This is a genomic window from Nocardioides sp. 503 (genome assembly GCF_004522095.1).
In the GTDB taxonomy this organism is placed as follows: Bacteria; Actinomycetota; Actinomycetes; order Propionibacteriales; family Nocardioidaceae; genus Nocardioides.
In genome coordinates this window covers 275,291-290,936 of the sequence record NZ_SPUI01000004.1, presented here as the reverse complement: position 1 = coordinate 290,936, position 15,646 = coordinate 275,291, and the positions used below count along the sequence as shown (strand labels likewise).

13 protein-coding genes are annotated in these 15,646 nt (G+C 72.1%); 6 read left to right on the top strand and 7 right to left on the bottom strand.

What is annotated here, in order from left to right; all coding sequences use genetic code 11:
• Window positions 1-2: 2 nt before the first annotated feature.
• The 3 genes from E4622_RS15200 to E4622_RS15190 are packed head-to-tail and all read right to left on the bottom strand — an operon-like array spanning window position 3 to window position 5,119.
• Complete coding sequence (locus E4622_RS15200) at window positions 3-1,544, bottom strand: FAD-dependent oxidoreductase (RefSeq protein WP_245156051.1); 1,542 nt, start codon at window positions 1,542-1,544, stop codon at window positions 3-5.
• Entirely contained in the window at window positions 1,541-3,589 is a 2,049-nt protein-coding gene (locus tag E4622_RS15195; RefSeq protein WP_134741063.1) for a molybdopterin oxidoreductase family protein, read from the bottom strand. Before E4622_RS15195 ends, E4622_RS15200 begins: the two co-directional genes overlap by 4 nt.
• A 6-nt stretch (window positions 3,590-3,595) precedes the next feature.
• On the bottom strand, window positions 3,596-5,119 hold the full coding sequence (locus tag E4622_RS15190) for an MFS transporter (RefSeq protein WP_134741062.1): 1,524 nt from the start codon (window positions 5,117-5,119) through the stop codon (window positions 3,596-3,598).
• Between the two features lie 392 nt (window positions 5,120-5,511).
• On the opposite strand from E4622_RS15190, the gene E4622_RS15185 reads away from it, so the two are divergent.
• From E4622_RS15185 to E4622_RS15165, 5 genes are all read left to right on the top strand, one after another.
• Complete coding sequence (locus tag E4622_RS15185; protein WP_134741061.1) at window positions 5,512-5,859, top strand: DUF485 domain-containing protein; 348 nt, start codon at window positions 5,512-5,514, stop codon at window positions 5,857-5,859.
• A gap of 1 nt (window position 5,860) precedes the next feature.
• Window positions 5,861-7,495, top strand: a complete 1,635-nt coding sequence (locus E4622_RS15180) for a cation acetate symporter (RefSeq protein ID WP_134741060.1) — start codon at window positions 5,861-5,863, stop codon at window positions 7,493-7,495.
• A 158-nt stretch (window positions 7,496-7,653) separates the two neighbouring features.
• On the top strand, window positions 7,654-9,639 hold the full coding sequence (gene acs, locus E4622_RS15175; protein ID WP_134741059.1) for an acetate--CoA ligase: 1,986 nt from the start codon (window positions 7,654-7,656) through the stop codon (window positions 9,637-9,639).
• 181 nt (window positions 9,640-9,820) lie between these two features.
• A complete protein-coding gene (nhaA, locus tag E4622_RS15170; RefSeq protein WP_134741058.1) occupies window positions 9,821-11,146 on the top strand; it encodes a Na+/H+ antiporter NhaA in 1,326 nt (441 codons plus the stop codon).
• Window positions 11,147-11,212: 66 nt separating this feature from the next.
• On the top strand, window positions 11,213-11,626 hold the full coding sequence (locus E4622_RS15165) for a phage holin family protein (RefSeq protein WP_134741057.1): 414 nt from the start codon (window positions 11,213-11,215) through the stop codon (window positions 11,624-11,626).
• A 16-nt stretch (window positions 11,627-11,642) separates the two neighbouring features.
• On the opposite strand, the gene E4622_RS15160 is transcribed toward E4622_RS15165, so the two are convergent.
• From E4622_RS15160 to nth, 4 genes are read right to left on the bottom strand one after another with little or no spacing between them, the layout of a single operon-like run.
• Complete coding sequence (locus E4622_RS15160; RefSeq protein ID WP_134741056.1) at window positions 11,643-12,815, bottom strand: MarP family serine protease; 1,173 nt, start codon at window positions 12,813-12,815, stop codon at window positions 11,643-11,645.
• The gene (locus E4622_RS15155) at window positions 12,812-13,525 is read right to left on the bottom strand and encodes a CoA pyrophosphatase (RefSeq protein WP_245156050.1); all 714 of its coding nucleotides are present in this window, start codon (window positions 13,523-13,525) and stop codon (window positions 12,812-12,814) included. Before E4622_RS15155 ends, E4622_RS15160 begins: the two co-directional genes overlap by 4 nt.
• Window positions 13,522-14,040: a TlpA disulfide reductase family protein gene (locus E4622_RS15150; RefSeq protein ID WP_167736106.1), complete on the bottom strand. Its 519-nt coding sequence runs from the start codon at window positions 14,038-14,040 to the stop codon at window positions 13,522-13,524. The genes E4622_RS15155 and E4622_RS15150 overlap by 4 nt, the downstream gene beginning before the upstream one ends.
• A complete protein-coding gene (nth, locus tag E4622_RS15145; protein ID WP_134741055.1) occupies window positions 14,037-14,741 on the bottom strand; it encodes an endonuclease III in 705 nt (234 codons plus the stop codon). The genes E4622_RS15150 and nth overlap by 4 nt, the downstream gene beginning before the upstream one ends.
• 129 nt (window positions 14,742-14,870) lie before the next feature.
• On the opposite strand from nth, the gene E4622_RS15140 reads away from it, so the two are divergent.
• Window positions 14,871-15,548 carry a Crp/Fnr family transcriptional regulator gene (locus E4622_RS15140; RefSeq protein WP_134741054.1) on the top strand — a complete coding sequence of 226 codons (678 nt, stop codon included), beginning with the start codon at window positions 14,871-14,873 and terminating at the stop codon, window positions 15,546-15,548.
• The last annotated feature ends 98 nt before the right edge of the window (window positions 15,549-15,646 follow it).

Genomic DNA, 15,646 nt, shown 5'->3' with positions numbered 1-15,646 from the left:
CCTCAGGTGGTGCCGGACAGGGCGGGTCGGGTGGCGAGCAGCTCACGCACGGCGGACGCGCAGCCGCCGCAGCCGGTGGTGGCGCGGGTGGTGTCGCGGGCCTCGTCGAGCGAGGCGCAGGCGCGGATCCTCCCGGCGCTCACGCCCGCGCAGGCGCAGATCTCGGCGTCGTCGGCCAGGCGTGAGGGCGGCGCGGTGCGGTCGCCCATGAGCAGCTGGCCGGGCTCGGTGCCGGCCAGGCGGGTGCCGTGGTCGAAGTACTGGGTGATGAGGCCGATCCGGCTCAGGTCGCCCACCAGCGTCGCCGCGACGATGACGCCGTCGCGGACCACCAGCTTGCGGTGGGAGCCGACGACGGGGTTGGTGACCTCGACGACGTCGCCGCCGTCGGCGGTCGCCCGCTCGGGGTCGCCCAGGACGGCCACGTCCAGGCCGGTCGCGCGGAGCCGGGCGACGGTGCGGCTGCCGGTGTAGGTGAGGGCGGTCGAGGGTGCGGTGAGGTGGTGGGCCAGCAGCGCCGCCTGCTCCCACGCCGGGGCCACGAAGCCCGTGGTGCGACCGGCGTGCTCGGCGCAGTCGCCGAGGGCGTGGACGTCGGGGTCGGTGACGCAGGCGAGGTGCTCGTCGACGACGACCCCGCGGCGTACCTCCAGCCCGGCCCCGCGCGCCAGTGCGGTCGAGGGCCGGCCGCCGGCGGTCAGGACCACGAGGTCGGTCTCGAGCGTGTAGCCGTTGTCGAGCCGCAGGCCGACGCCGCCGGTGTCGGTGTCGGTGCCGGTGTCGGCGGGGAGGTCGGTGAGGCGGACCGCTCGCGCCCCGGTGTAGACCGTCGTGCCGAGCCGCCGCAGGTCGCGCGCGAGCACCTGGCCCGCCGGGCTCCCCACCTGGCTGCGGAGCAGGTGCTCCCCGCCCTCCACGATCTCGGTGTCGAGCCCCCGGACGCTCAGCGCCCGCGCCACCTGCAGCCCCAGCAGGCCGCCGCCGACCACGACCGCCCGGGCCGGCTTCAACCTTGCGGTTTGGTCACAAACCGCAGGTTCCCGGCCCCCGGACGTGCGGTTGGTGACCAAACCGCACGGGTCCGGGACGCCGAGCGAGGTGAGCGCGCCCATCAGCCGGGTGCAGTCGTCGAGCGAGCGGAAGGCGTGGACGCGCTCGCGGAGGCGGCCGTCGAGGCGCACCAGCCCCCGGATCGGCGGCAGCGAGGGGATGCTGCCGGTGGCGAGCACGAGCCGGTCGTAGGGCACGACCGTGCCATCGACGAGCATCACGTCGCGGCGCTCGCGGTCGACGCCGAGGACGCGCGCGCCGAGGCGCAGGTCCACCCCGTGCTCGGCGTACCAGCGCGGCTCGCGCAGCGTCAGCGCGGAGGCCGGGTGCGTGCCCTCGAGCACGGCGGAGAGCAGGATCCGGTTGTACGGCGCGTGCGGCTCGTCGCCGAGCACCACCACGTCCGCGCCTGCGCCCCGCGCGACCAGCTCCTCCACGAGCCGCGTGGCCGCCATGCCGCTGCCGACGACCACGACCCGACCGACGGCGCTCACGTGCGCACCGCCGCGGCGCAGGCCTTGAACTCCGGCATCCGGCTCGACGGGTCCAGCGCGTCGTGGGTGAGGCGGTTGGCGCCGACCCAGTGGAAGGGCACGAAGACGGTGTCGGGGCGGATCGTCGACACGACGCGGGCGGGCGCCTTGAGCTCCCCTCGCCGGGTCGTCACCACGACGAGGTCGCCGTCGTGGGCGCCGATGCGGTCGGCCAGCATCGGGTGCAGCTCGACGAACGGGCCGTCGTCGGGCAGGTCGCGGATCCGCCGGGTCTGGGCGCCGGACTGGTACTGCGCCAGCACCCGCCCGGTCGTCAGGTGCACCGGGTAGTCCGCGCACACGACCTCGGCCGGTCCGCGGTGCTCGACCGCCACGCACCGCGCGCGGCCGTCCGGCGTCGCGAACGAGTCGGCGAAGAGCCGCGGCGTCCCCGGGTGCTCGGCGCTCGGGCAGGGCCAGAAGACACCGTGCTCCTCGCGGATCCGGTCGTAGGTGATGCCGGCGTAGTCGGCCCGCCCGCCGGCGGAGGCGCGGCCCAGCTCGGCGAACACCTCCTCGGCGTCGGCCGAGAAGTCGACCGGCGACCCCAGCCGCGACGCCAGGCCCGCCATCACCTCGAGGTCGGTCCACACGCCGTCCGGCGGCGCGACGGCACGCTCGCGGAGCACCACGCGACCCTCGAGGTTGGTCATGGTGCCGGTCTCCTCGGCCCACTGCGTCACCGGCAGCACGACGTCGGCCATCGCCGCGGTCTCGGAGAGCACGAGGTCGGCGACGACCAGCAGGTCGAGCGCCTCCAGCCGCCGCGTCACGTGCGTCGCGTTGGGCGCCGAGACCACGATGTTGCTGCCGAACACCAGCAGGGCCCTGGCCCCACCGTCGGTCCCGAGCGAGTCGAGCAGCTCGTACGCCGACCGGCCGGCCCCCGGCAGCGAGGCGGCGGGCAAGCCCCAGACGCGCGCCACGTGCTCGCGCGCCGCCGGGTCGTCGATCATCCGGTAGCCGGGCAGCTGGTCGGCCTTCTGGCCGTGCTCGCGCCCGCCCTGCCCGTTGCCCTGACCGGTCAGGCAGCCGTAGCCGGCCGACGCGCGGCCCGGCATCCCCAGCGCCAGCGTGAGGTTCACCCACGCGAGCACCGTGTCGGTGCCCTGCGCGTGCTGCTCGGCGCCCCGGGCGGTCAGCACCGTCACCTTGTCCGCGCCGACCAGGAGGCCGGCCAGGGCGCGCAGCTCGGAGGCGGGCACCCCCGTCACCCGCTCGACCCGCTCGGGCCACCAGGCGGCGACCGCGCGCCGCACGGCGTCGAACCCGGTGGTGCGCGCGGCGACGTACTCCTCGTCGACGCCGCCCAGGGCGACCACGAGGTGCAGCAGGCCGAGCGCGAGCGCCAGGTCCGTGCCCGGCACGGGCTGCAGGAAGGTGTCCGCCCGCTCGGCGGTCGCGGTGCGCCGCGGGTCGACGACGACCACGTGCCCGCCGCGCTCGCGCAGCCGGTCGAGGTGGCGCGCCGCCGGGGGCATGGTCTCGGCGAGGTTGGAGCCGACCAGGACCAGGACGTCGGTCTGCTCGACGTCGGCCAGGGGGAACGGCAGCCCGCGGTCGATGCCGAAGGCCTGGTTGGCGGCCGAGGCGGCCGACGACATGCACCAGCGGCCGTTGTAGTCGATCTGCGAGGTGCCCACCGCGACCCGGGCCAGCTTGCCGAGCTGGTAGGCCTTCTCGTTGGTGAGCCCCCCGCCCCCGAAGACGGCCACCGAGTCCGGGCCGTGCGACTCGCGCAGGGCGAGCAGCCGACCGGCCACCAGGTCGAGGGCCTCGTCCCACGACGCCGTGCGCAGCTCGCCGGAGGCCCGGTCGCGCACGAGCGGGGAGGTCAGCCGCTCACGGCTCCCCCGCAGCCCGGCGGCCGTCCAGCCCTTGCGGCACAGCGCGCCCTCGTTGACCGGGAAGTCCGGCCAGGCCCGCACCTCGAGGGTGGCCCGCCCCGTGCGCTCCAGGGACATGCCGCACTGCAGGCTGCAGTAGGGACAGTGGGTGTGGGTCATCAGGGCTCAGATGCCGGCGCCCGCGAGGCTGGTCGCCCTCGCCGTCGAGGGACGCCGCAGGTAGACCCCCCAGGTGACAGCCGCGCAGGCGACGTAGAAGGCGGTGAAGACCACGAAGGCGCCCTTGGTCGCCGACATGGGGTCGTCGACCCACGGCGAGCTGAACGCGATCGGGATCAGGAAGCCGCCGACCGCGCCGACGGCGCCGATCACGCCGATCGCGGCCGACGCCTGCTTGGTGGCGGCCAGCAGCGCGGCGGCACGCTGCGGCGTACCCGGCTCGGTCGCGCGCTCGGCCTCGGTGCGCCAGATCGCCGGGATCATCTTGTACGTCGAGCCGTTGCCGATCCCGGTCGCGGCGAACACGCAGAGGAAGAAGCCCAGGAACCACGGGAACCACGACTGGTTGTCGCTCGCGATGCCCGGCTCGGCGGTCGGGTTGGGCGTGAGCTGCGTGAGCGTCCACAGGACCGCCAGCGTGAAGACGACCATGCCGGTGAACGCACCCAGCGTGACCCTGGCGCCGCCGTAGCGGTCGGCCAGCCAACCGCCCAGCGGCCGCGTCATCGACCCGACCAGCGCCCCGAGGAACGCGAAGTAGGCGAAGTAGATGCCGGTGCCCAGCGGCGCCGGCTCCGGCACCCAGAAGTTGAGCTTGATCAGCAGCGGCATCGCCGCGGAGTAGCCGATGAACGAGCCGAACGTGCCGATGTAGAGGAACGCCATGATCCAGGTGTGCGGCTTGCGGACCACCTGCAGCTGCTCGCGCGGCTTGGAGGCGGCCGTGCCGAGGTTGTCCATGAACAGGTACGCCGCCAGTGTGGCGGCGACCGCCAGGCCGGCGTACACCCAGGCCGCGCGCTCCAGGTGGACTCCCCCGGCCGACGCCGTGACGATCCCGAAGATCCCCGCCCCGCCCACGATGACCGGCAGGAACAGCTGGATCAGCGAGACCCCGAGGTTGCCGCCCGCGGCGTTGAGGCCGAGGGCGGCGCCCTTCTTGGCGGAGGGGTAGAAGAAGTTGATGTTGGCCATCGAGCTGGCGAAGTTGCCGCCGCCGAGGCCGGCCGTCGCCGCGATCAGGCAGAACACCCAGAACGGCGTCTCCGGGTGCTGCACGGCGTAGGCGAACCCGAGCGTCGGGATGAGCAGCAGCGCGGCGCTGACCATCGTCCAGTTGCGCCCGCCGAACTTCGGCACCGCCAGCGTGTAGGGCAGCCGCAGCAGCGAGCCGACCAGGTTGGGCAGCGCGACCAGCACGAAGAGCTGCTGGGGGCTGTAGGAGAAGCCGACCGAGAGCAGGAAGGCCGAGGAGACCGACCAGATCAGCCACACCGAGAAGCCGAGGTGCTCGGCGAAGATCGACCACAGCAGGTTGCGGCGCGCGACCTGCTGACCGGTCTCGGCCCAGAACTCCGGCTCCTCGGGGCGCCAGTCGTCGATCCAGCGGCCGGTGCGCCGGGCGGGTGGGGCCGCTGCGCTGGTGGCGGCGGCGGGCGCGGTGGGCGGCGGGTCGGTGGTGAGGGTCATCGTCGGGCTCCTGTGGGGGTGCGGATGCCCTCATCCAAGGCAGCGCAGGTTTCGCCCGCCCACGAGCAGCCGCAAAGCCGACGTCACGTTGTCCTCACGCCCTCACGGACCTCACGCGCTCACGCCCCCGTGGGTTGAGGAGGGACGAAGTCCCGTCTCGAAACCCACGGAAGGGACTCGACCCCTCACCGGGTTTCGAGACGGTCGCTGCGCGACCTCCTCAACCCACGACGACCGACGTGCCGCTCGTCGTCCGCAACCGACCGTTCGTCGCAGCGCGGGACCCGCTGGCCGCAGCCCCGGGCGCGACCCCTCTCCCTCGGCGGCGCGCGCTCCTACGGTGACGCCCATCACATCGTGCTCACCCTGAGCCGCTCGAAAGGGGTCCTCCCGTGGCGTCCGACGTCAACCCGCACTCCCAGCCAGACCGCCATGCGCCGGTCTACGACGAGCTGGCGGCCGCCCCGGAGTTCGTCGAGCTCCGGCGCCTCTACCGGGGCTTCGTGTTCCCGGCGACGCTCGCGTTCCTGTCGTGGTACTTGCTCTACATCCTGATGTCCAACTACGCCGGCGGGTTCATGGACCACCAGCTCCTCGGCAACATCAACGTCGCGCTGGTCTTCGGGCTGCTGCAGTTCGTGACGACGTTCCTGCTGGCGTGGCTCTACAGCCGGTTCTCCGAGGCCAAGCTCGACCCCTTGGCGCGACAGCTCAACGAGCGCTACGAGGAAGGCCTCTGACATGGACGACCAGGTACTCACCACGATCCTGTTCCTTGCCGTGGTCGCCCTGACCATCGGCATCACGTTCTGGGCCAGCCGCCAGACCTCCGGCACGGCCGACTTCTACGCCGGCGGCCGCTCGTTCTCGCCGGTGCAGAACGGTCTCGCGATCGGCGGCGACTACATGTCGGCGGCGTCGTTCCTCGGCATCTCCGGCGCCATCGCGCTGTCGGGCTACGACGGCTTCCTCTACTCCATCGGCTTCCTCGTGGCCTGGCTGGTCGCGCTGCTGCTGGTCGCGGAGATGCTGCGCAACTCCGGGCGCTACACGATGGCCGACCAGCTGGCGTTCCGGATGCGGCAGCGCCCCGTGCGCATGGCGGCGGCGACCTCGACCGTCGTCGTCTCGATCTTCTACCTGCTCGCGCAGATGGTCGGGGCGGGCGCCCTCGTGGCGCTGCTGCTCGGCGTCAGCGACCAGGCGGTCAAGAACATCGTCATCCTGGGCGTGGGCGCGCTGATGATCTTCTACGTCACCGTGGGCGGCATGAAGGGCACCACGTGGGTGCAGATCGTCAAGGCCGTCCTCCTCATGGCCGGCTCCGCCCTCATCGTCGTGCTGGTGCTGGCGAAGTTCGACTTCAACCTCTCCGAGCTCCTGGGCACCGCGGCCTCCAACTCCGGCTCGGGCCAGGCGTTCCTCGAGCCCGGGCTGAAGTACGGCGCCACGGCGACCAGCAAGATCGACTTCATCAGCCTCGGCATCGCGCTCGTCCTGGGCACGGCGGGGCTGCCGCACATCCTGATCCGCTTCTACACCGTGCCGACCTCGCGCGACGCACGGAAGTCGGTGCTCTGGGCGATCGGCCTGATCGGCACCTTCTACCTGTTCACGCTGGTGCTCGGCTTCGGTGCCGCGGCCCTGCTGGACATCCCGGGCCTGCGTGCCTCCGGCGAGCTGGACGCGTCCGGCAACCTGGCGGCCCCGCTGCTGGCCGAGGCCGTGGGCGGTGGCGCGGGCTCGACCGGCGGCGCCGTACTGCTGGCGATCATCGCGGCGGTCGCGTTCGCGACCATCCTGGCGGTCGTGGCGGGCCTGACGCTCACGTCGTCGGCCTCGGTGGCCCACGACATCTACAACAGCGTCATCAAGAAGGGTCAGGCCTCCGAGGAGCAGGAGATCAAGGTGACCCGCTACGCGGCGGCCGGCATCGGGCTCGTCGCGATCCTGCTGGCGATCCCGGCGCAGAACCTCAACATCGCCTTCCTCGTGGCCCTGGCCTTCGCGGTGGCGGCGTCGGCGAACCTGCCGACGATCATCTACAACATGTTCTGGCGGCGCTTCAACACCCGCGGCGCGCTGTGGAGCATCTACGGCGGGCTGGTGTCCTCGATCGGCCTGGTCATCTTCTCGCCGGTCGTCTCGGGCAAGGGTCTGGACCCGACGGGCAAGAACCTGTCGCTGCTGCCCACCAGCGTCGACATCTCGTGGTTCCCCCTGGAGAACCCCGGCATCGTGTCCATCCCGCTGGGCTTCCTGTTCGGCTTCCTCGGGACGATCACGTCGAAGGAGCCCACCGCCGAGGACCGCTACACCGAGCTCGAGGTCCGCGCGCTGACCGGCGCCGGCTCGGAGAAGATGATCGTGCACTGACCTCTCCGGCACGATCGGGGGCCGGGCGGCCCGCACGGCCGCCCGGCCCCCGCACTTCCTACCGGCGCCAACCCGGCGACAACCCCGCGTGGCCACCGTGGGCCTCGCGTCCTACTGTGGCGAGTGCCACCCATCAGCGTCTGTCCCAGGAGTGAGAAGTGAGCGAAGAGACCCTGTCGAACCTGTCGCGCGAGGACCGCTCCTTCGAGCCACCCGCCGAGCTGGCCGCCTCCGCCAACGTCACTGCCGAGGCCTACGAGCGGGCCTCCTCCGACCGCGAGGCGTTCTGGGCCGAGGCCGCCGAGCGTCTCGACTGGTCCCAGACGTGGGACCGCGTCCTCGACTGGGACGACCCGCCGTTCGCCAAGTGGTTCACCGGCGGCACGCTCAACGCCGCCTACAACTGCGTCGACCGCCACGTCGAGGCCGGCAACGGCGACCGCGTGGCGCTGCACTGGGTCGGCGAGCCGGCCGACGACAAGCGCACGATCACCTACGCCGACCTGCAGGCCGAGGTCTGCCGCGCCGCCAACGCCCTGCTGGCGCTGGGCGTCGAGGCCGGCGACCGGGTGGCGATCTACATGCCCATGCTGCCCGAGACCGTGGTCGCGATGCTCGCCTGCGCACGCATCGGCGCCCCCCACACGGTCGTCTTCGGTGGCTTCTCCTCCGATGCACTGGCCACCCGGCTGGTCGACTGCGAGGCCAAGGTCGTCGTCACCGCCGACGGCGGCTACCGCCGGGGCGCGCCCTCGGCCCTCAAGCCCGCGGTCGACGAGGCGCGCACGAAGGCCTCCGGCGACGGCTTCGACGTCGAGCACGTGCTGGTCGTGCGCCGTACCGGCCAGGACGTCGACTGGGACGACGACGTGGATGTGTGGTGGCACGAGGCCGTCGACGGCGCCTCGAGCGAGCACGAGGCGCAGCCGTTCGACGCCGAGCACCCGCTCTACGTCATGTACACCTCCGGCACGACCGGCAAGCCCAAGGGCATCCTGCACACCACCGGCGGCTACCTCACCGGTACGTCGTACACGCACCACGCGGTCTTCGACCTCAAGCCGGAGACGGACGTCTACTGGTGCACCGCCGACGTCGGCTGGGTGACCGGGCACTCCTACATGGTCTACGGACCGCTCGCCAACGGGGCGACGCAGGTGATGTACGAGGGCACGCCCGACTCCCCGCACCGCGGCCGCTGGTGGGAGATCATCCAGGACTACGGCGTGACGATCTTCTACACGGCGCCCACCGCCATCCGCACGTTCATGAAGCAGGGCCGCGAGATCCCTGACGGCTTCGACCTGTCCTCGCTGCGGCTGCTGGGGTCAGTGGGTGAGTCGATCAACCCCGAGGCCTACATGTGGTACCGCGAGGTCATCGGCGGCGAGCGCTGCCCGATCGTCGACACCTGGTGGCAGACCGAGACCGGCCAGATCATGATCTCCCCGCTGCCCGGCGTCACCGCCGGCAAGCCGGGCTCGGCCATGACCCCGCTGCCGGGCATCTCGGTCGACGTCGTCAACGACGACGGCGAGTCCGTGCCCCACGGCTCCGGTGGCTACCTCGTCGTCAAGGAGCCGTGGCCCGCCATGCTGCGCACCCTATGGGGCGACGACGACCGCTTCAAGGAGACCTACTGGTCGCGCTTCCGCAAGCAGGGCTTCTACTTCGCCGGGGACGGCGCCAAGCTGGACGACGACGGCGACATCTGGCTGCTCGGCCGCGTCGACGACGTCATGAACGTCTCGGGCCACCGCCTGTCCACGACCGAGATCGAGTCGGCCCTGGTCTCGCACCCCAAGGTCGCCGAGGCGGCCGTGGTCGGCGCCGCCGACGAGACCACCGGCCAGGCCGTCTGCGCGTTCGTGATCCTGCGCGACTCCGCGGGCGACGGCGGCGACGACATCGTCGAGGAGCTGCGCCGCCACGTGCAGAAGGAGATCGGCGCGATCGCCAAGCCGCGGCAGATCATGGTCGTGCCCGAGCTGCCCAAGACCCGCTCGGGCAAGATCATGCGCCGCCTGCTCAAGGACGTCGCCGAGCACCGCGAGGTCGGCGACGTCACCACGCTCGCCGACTCCACCGTCATGGACCTGATCTCCAAGAAGGAGGGCTCGGGCTCCGGCGACGACGAGGGCTGAGGCCGGCCTGCAGGTGTTTCAGCATCTGCTGAAAAACCTGACGTTCTGGGGCGGAATTCTGGCCCAGAACGTCAGGGATACCAGCAGATGCTGAAATCCCTGCTCCCCCTGGAGCGGTACGATGGCCGCAGGTGCGCCGGGAAGTCTGGTCGGCAACGATCCCGCCGACCCCTGGAGCCGCATGAGCCCCGCACCCCCGCCCTCCCCGGCTCCGTCCCGTCCCCGGCTGTTCGCGCCGGGGTCCTTCCTCGAGCACTCGCGTACGGCGGCCATCCTGCGGGCCGAGACCACGGGCGGGGTGCTGCTGATCGTCGGCGCTCTCGTGGCGATCATCTGGGCCAACACCCCGTGGAGCGACGCCTACGAGTCGCTGCGCGACCTGCGGGTGGGACCCGCCTCGCTGCACCTGGACCTCACGCTCGGCGCCTGGGCCGCCGACGGGCTGCTGGCGGTCTTCTTCTTCGTGGTGGGCCTCGAGCTCAAGCGGGAGTTCGTGGCCGGGGACCTGCGCGACCCGCGCCGCGCCGCCGTCCCGATCGCGGCGGCCGTGGGCGGGATGGCCGTGCCGGCCCTGATCTTCGTCCTGTGGAACCTCGGCGGCGACGGCGCGCTGCGCGGCTGGGCGATCCCGACAGCCACGGACATCGCGTTCGCGGTGGCGGTCCTGGCGGTCATCAGCACCCACCTGCCGAGCGGGCTGCGGACCTTCCTGCTCACCCTGGCCGTCGTCGACGACCTGCTCGCCATCACGGTGATCGCGATCTTCTACACCGCCGAGCTCGACCTGCTCTTCCTCGGGCTCGCGCTGCTGCCCATCGGGATCTTCGCCGTGCTGGTGCAGCGGCGGGTGCGCAGCGGCTGGCTGTTGGTCCCGCTGGCGCTGGTGGCGTGGGTCCTGGTCCACGAGTCCGGGGTGCACGCGACGGTGGCCGGCGTCCTGCTCGGGTTCACGGTCCCGGTGCTGCGCCGCGACCGGGACGACGAGCGACCCGGCCTGGCCGAGCACCTCGAGCACCTCGTGCGGCCCATCTCGGCCGGGATCGCCGTGCCGGTCTTCGCGTTCTTCGCCGCGGGCGTCACCGTCGGCGGGCTCAGCGGGCTGGTCGACTCCCTCGGCGACCGGGTGGCGCTCGGCATCGTCTGCGGGCTCGTGGTCGGCAAGACGATCGGGATCCTCGGCTCGACCTGGCTGCTGGCGACGTTCACGCGCGCCGAGCTGGACGACGAGCTCACGTGGGTCGACGTGTTGGGCATGGCGATGCTGGCGGGGATCGGGTTCACGGTCAGCCTGCTCATCGGGGAGCTGGCGTTCGGCCAGGGCAGCGAGCGCGACGACCACGTCAAGGTCGGGGTGCTCGTGGGATCGCTCACCGCGGCCCTGCTCGCCTCGGTCGTGCTGCGCCTGCGCAACCGGGTCTACCGCCGCATCGAGGAGCGCGAGTCGCGCGACGACGACGGGGACGGCGTGCCCGACGTGTTCCAGCGCGACCGACCACACCCCTCCTGAGGAGGCGGAGTCGCTCGGTGGTTCTGTAGGGTCGGGGCTCCCACTTCGAGACCAGAGGAACCCTGCATGTCATCCGAACCGGTCAAGGCGCCCGCCGACGGCGATCCCACCATCGGCCGTCTCGTCGTCGACGCCAGCCGCGACATCTCCGCGCTGGTGTCCAAGGAGATCGAGCTCGCCAAGTCCGAGCTCAAGGTGAGCGTCAAAGCCGGCGGCATCGGCATCGGCCTGTTCGCCGCCGCGGGCTTCGTGGCGGTGCTCGCCGTGATCATGCTGTCGGTCGCGTTCGCCTACCTCATCAACTGGAACGGATCCGGCCTCGACCTGCACTGGGCGTTCCTGATCGTCTTCGCCTTCTACCTGCTCGTTGCGGGGCTGCTGGTCTTCGCCGGCATCAAGAAGGTCAAGAAGGTCAAGGCGCCCGAGAAGGCGATCGCCCAGGGCAAGGAGATCCCCCGCGCCCTGAAGGGCAAGGCGTAGCGACTTCGTCGCTCCACTATCCGGCGCAGTCGCCGGTCGACTCGGTCTCGGTGTTGGTGCGACCGATCGCGGCGCTGTCGGCGACCTGCGCGGACGTGAGCGCGTAGCCGGTGTCCTTGTCGGTCACCGACGCGGCGAACACCACGCCGGCCACCGCGCCGCGCGAGGTGACGATCGGCCCGCCGGAGTTGCCGGGACGCACGAGCCCGCGCAGGGAGAACACCTGCCGGATGACCGTGCCGTCGCCGTAGATGTTGGGTGAGCGCAGCTTCTGGTCGTCGCGGACCCGGCCGGGCTGGACGTCGTAGGGGCCGTCCTGGGGGTAGCCGAGGATCGCCACCCCGTCGCCGGGTGCGACCTTGGCGAAGCGCAGCGCGGGGATGTCGTCGGTCTCGAGCGCGAGGATCGCGATGTCGAGGTCGGGGTTGTACTCGACGACCTCCGCGTCGACGGTCGCGTCGCCGATCTCGACCTCGGGGTCGTCCACGCCGGCCACGACGTGGGCGTTGGTCATCAACCGGTCGGGGGCGTAGACGAAGCCGGTGCCCTCGACGCCGCGCCCGCAGCTGTTGGTGCCGCGGATCTTGAGCACGCTCTCCTCGGCGGCGACGACGTCGGGGTCCTGCAGCAGCCGCCGCGGCCCGGGGCCGACGTCGACGATGCGCTCGGGGGCGAACGGCTCGAGGTAGTCGGGGAAGAAACTCGTGCCGACCACGTCGTTGAAGGTCTGCAGGACCCCCGAGGCGGCGTGCGGCAGGGTCTTGTCGACGGCCCCCAGCACCGAGGAGCCGCGGACCATCGGCGTCACCGACCCGATGCGCGAGCCGGACACCGCGACTCCGAGCGCCCACGCGACGAGGAGTACGGCGACCGCGCTCAGCGCGGCGCCGCCCACGGCGTCGATGGCCCGGATGGGCTGCCAGGTGATGCGGTCGCGGACCTTGGAGCCGGCGTACTGGAAGGACGCCTGGCCGAGCGAGGCGCACAGGATGACGATGAACAGCGCGCCCAGCGACACCAGTAGCGAGGGGTCGACGTCGCCGAGCAGGACCGGCGCCAGCCAGATCCCGAGCAGGCCGCCGAGCAGCAGGCCGGCGGTGGCGAACGCGCCGGTGACGAACCCCTGCCAGTAGCCCGAGAGGGCGTAGGCCAGGACCAGCACCACGAGCAGCCAGTCGAGGGCGTTCACCGGCGCTCCTCGAAGCGGGTGTTGGGCTTCAGGCCGGGCGGGGGCGTGGCGGGGGCGCCGAGCAGCATGTAGGGCGGCAGGTCGTGCATGGGCGGGTCCTCGTCGGCGGGCTCGGTCCAGCCGAGGAAGTCGAAGAGCCGGGCGATGATCCCGGCGGTGAACCCCCACAGGATGACGTCCTTGTCGTCGCCGATGAGGAAGGCGGGGCCGACCCAGCCGCTGGGATGGCGGACCGCGATCCGGTGGGTCGGCTCGACCAGCTCGCGCAGCGGGACGCGGTAGATGGCGTGCACCTCGTCGGGCGAGACGACCGAGACCGGGCTCGGCTCGCGCCACCACGCCAGCAGCGGGGTGACGGCGAAGTTGCTCGGCGGCAGCCACAGCTCGGGCAGCTCGGCGAAGACCTGCACGCCGGCGGGGTCCAGCCCGGTCTCCTCCTGGGCCTCGCGCAGCGCGGCCTCGCGGGCGGTCTCGCCGGGGTCGATGCTGCCGCCGGGGAACGACACCTGGCCGGGGTGGGAGCGCATGTGGTGGGCACGCTCGGTGAGCAGCAGGTCGGGGCCCTCAGGCCCCTCGCCGAAGAGCATCAGCACCGCGCCGCGACGGGGGTCGGAGTCCTCGGGCGGCATGAACCGCGTGAGCTCGTGGACGGTGATCGTGCGCGCGCCCACCTCGACCGGCTTGAGCCAGTCGGGGAGCTCGGCGCTCACAGGTCCACGTCCAGGTGGTCCTCGACCAGCGCGACCAGCTCGTCGTAGCTCTTGATCGCCTCGGGTTGGCGGTAGGTGACCTTGCCCTCGGCGTCGATCATCCAGATCGTCGGGAGCGCGGGGATGCGCTGGTTGGGGGGCTCCCCGGTCTCGCCCTTGGGGTCGGCGATCACGTCGAAGGTGACGCCGGTGTCGTCGAGGAGCGCGAGCGCCTTGCTCTTGCGAGGGTCGGACCAGTTGAGGCCGAGCACCTGCACCTGGTCGCCGTGCTCCTGGGAGAGCCGCTCGAAGAGCGGGAGCTCCTTGCGGCACGGCCCGCACCAGTTGGCGAACAGCGGCACGACCATCGGGCCGCGCAGCGTGGAGACGTCGACCGAGCCGGAGCCTTGGAGCCGCGGCAGCGTGACGTCGGGCAGGACCTCGGGCGGCAGCTCCTCGTCCTTGCTGTCCGAGCAGCCGGCCAGCACGAGCGCCAGGGCGAGCAGTGGCGCCACGGCCGCTGACAGCCGCCTCACGCCGGTCCCTGGGTCTTGACGAGGGCGGCCGCGGCCTCCGGGTCGGTCGGCCCCTCGCCGTAGGACGGACACAGGCGGGCCACGGGGCAGGCCCCGCACGCCGGCTTCTTGGCGTGGCAGATCCGGCGGCCGTGCCAGATGAGGTGGTGGCTGAGCATCGTCCAGCTGGACTTGGGGAAGAGCGCCCCGATCGCGTGCTCGACCTTGACCGGGTCGGTCTCCTCGGTCCAGCGGAAGCGGCGGACCAGGCGCCCGAAGTGGGTGTCGACGGTGATGCCGGGGACGTCGAAGGCGTTGCCCAGGACGACGTTGGCGGTCTTGCGGCCCACGCCCGGGAGCGTGACCAGGTCGTCGAGGCGGCCCGGCACCTGACCGTCGTAGCGCTCGACGAGGGCGGCGCTGAGCTTGAGCAGCGACTCGGTCTTGGCCCGGAAGAAGCCCAGCGGGCCGACGATCTGCTCGAGGTGCTCGCGGGGGGCGGCCGCCATCGACGCGGGGTCGGGGTAGGCGGCGAAGAGGGTGGGCCGCACGGCGTTGACCCGGCGGTCGGTGGTCTGCGCGCTGAGCACCGTGACGACCAGCAGCTCGAAGGCGTTGTCGAAGTCGAGCTCGATGCCGGCGTCCGGGTAGACCTCCGCGAGCAGCCGGTCGGTCCTGCGTGCGCGCCGGACCAGGCCGGTGTGGGTCTCGGGCGCGGGCACGGCCCCAGCCTACGGCGCGGCTCCGACAGCCCCGTCGACGGCGCTGACCTGCGGACTCGCGGAGGGTCTTGTTCGTCTGTGAGATCGACCACTGGCTAGGATCAGCGTGACACCACACCAGGAGGATCCGTGGACAACGACGTACTCCGTCAGGCCCCGCTGTTCAGCGCGCTCGACGACGAGGCCGCGACGGCGCTGCGGGCGTCCATGTCCGAGGCGCGTCTGCGCCGCGGCGACGTGCTCTTCCACGAGGGCGACTCGGGCGACAAGCTCTACATCGTGCTCGAGGGCAAGGTGAAGCTCGGCCGGTCCTCCTCCGACGGTCGCGAGAACCTCCTGGCCATCCTCGGCCCCGGCCAGATGTTCGGCGAGCTCTCGCTCTTCGACCCCGGCCCGCGCTCGGCCACGGTCACCGCCGTCACCGACACGACGTTCGCCTCGCTCTCCCACGAGGACCTCCTGCGCTGGCTCGAGGGCCGCCCGGTCGTCGCCCGCGGCCTGCTGACCCAGCTCGCCGGCCGTCTGCGCAAGGCCAACGACGTCGTGGCCGACCTGGTCTTCTCCGACGTGCCGGGCCGCGTCGCCAAGGCGCTGCTGGACCTCGCCGACCGCTTCGGCCGCACCGCCGACGACGGCGTGCACGTCCACCACGACCTCACCCAGGAGGAGCTCGCCCAGCTGGTCGGCGCCTCCCGCGAGACGGTCAACAAGGCGCTCGCCGACTTCGCCGCCCGCGGCTGGCTGCGCCTCGAGCCCCGCTCGGTCGTCATCATGGACGTCGAGCGGTTGGCGCGCCGGGCTCGCTGAGTCGAGGAGTTTCACCGGGTACCCGGTGAAACTCGCGCTTCCGGTACGAAGTTTCGTACCGGAAGCGTGAGTTTCGTGACGGCACTGGGACGCGTGGG

Excerpts from the sequence above, each read along its gene's own strand:
- E4622_RS15195 (WP_134741063.1), bottom strand. The coding sequence starts at position 3,589 with ATGACCCACACCCACTGTCCCTACTGCAGCCTGCAGTGCGGCATGTCC.
- E4622_RS15190 (WP_134741062.1), bottom strand. The coding sequence starts at position 5,119 with ATGACCCTCACCACCGACCCGCCGCCCACCGCGCCCGCCGCCGCCACC.
- E4622_RS15180 (WP_134741060.1), top strand. The coding sequence starts at position 5,861 with ATGGACGACCAGGTACTCACCACGATCCTGTTCCTTGCCGTGGTCGCC.
- E4622_RS15165 (WP_134741057.1), top strand. The coding sequence starts at position 11,213 with ATGTCATCCGAACCGGTCAAGGCGCCCGCCGACGGCGATCCCACCATC.
- nhaA (WP_134741058.1), top strand. The coding sequence starts at position 9,821 with ATGAGCCCCGCACCCCCGCCCTCCCCGGCTCCGTCCCGTCCCCGGCTG.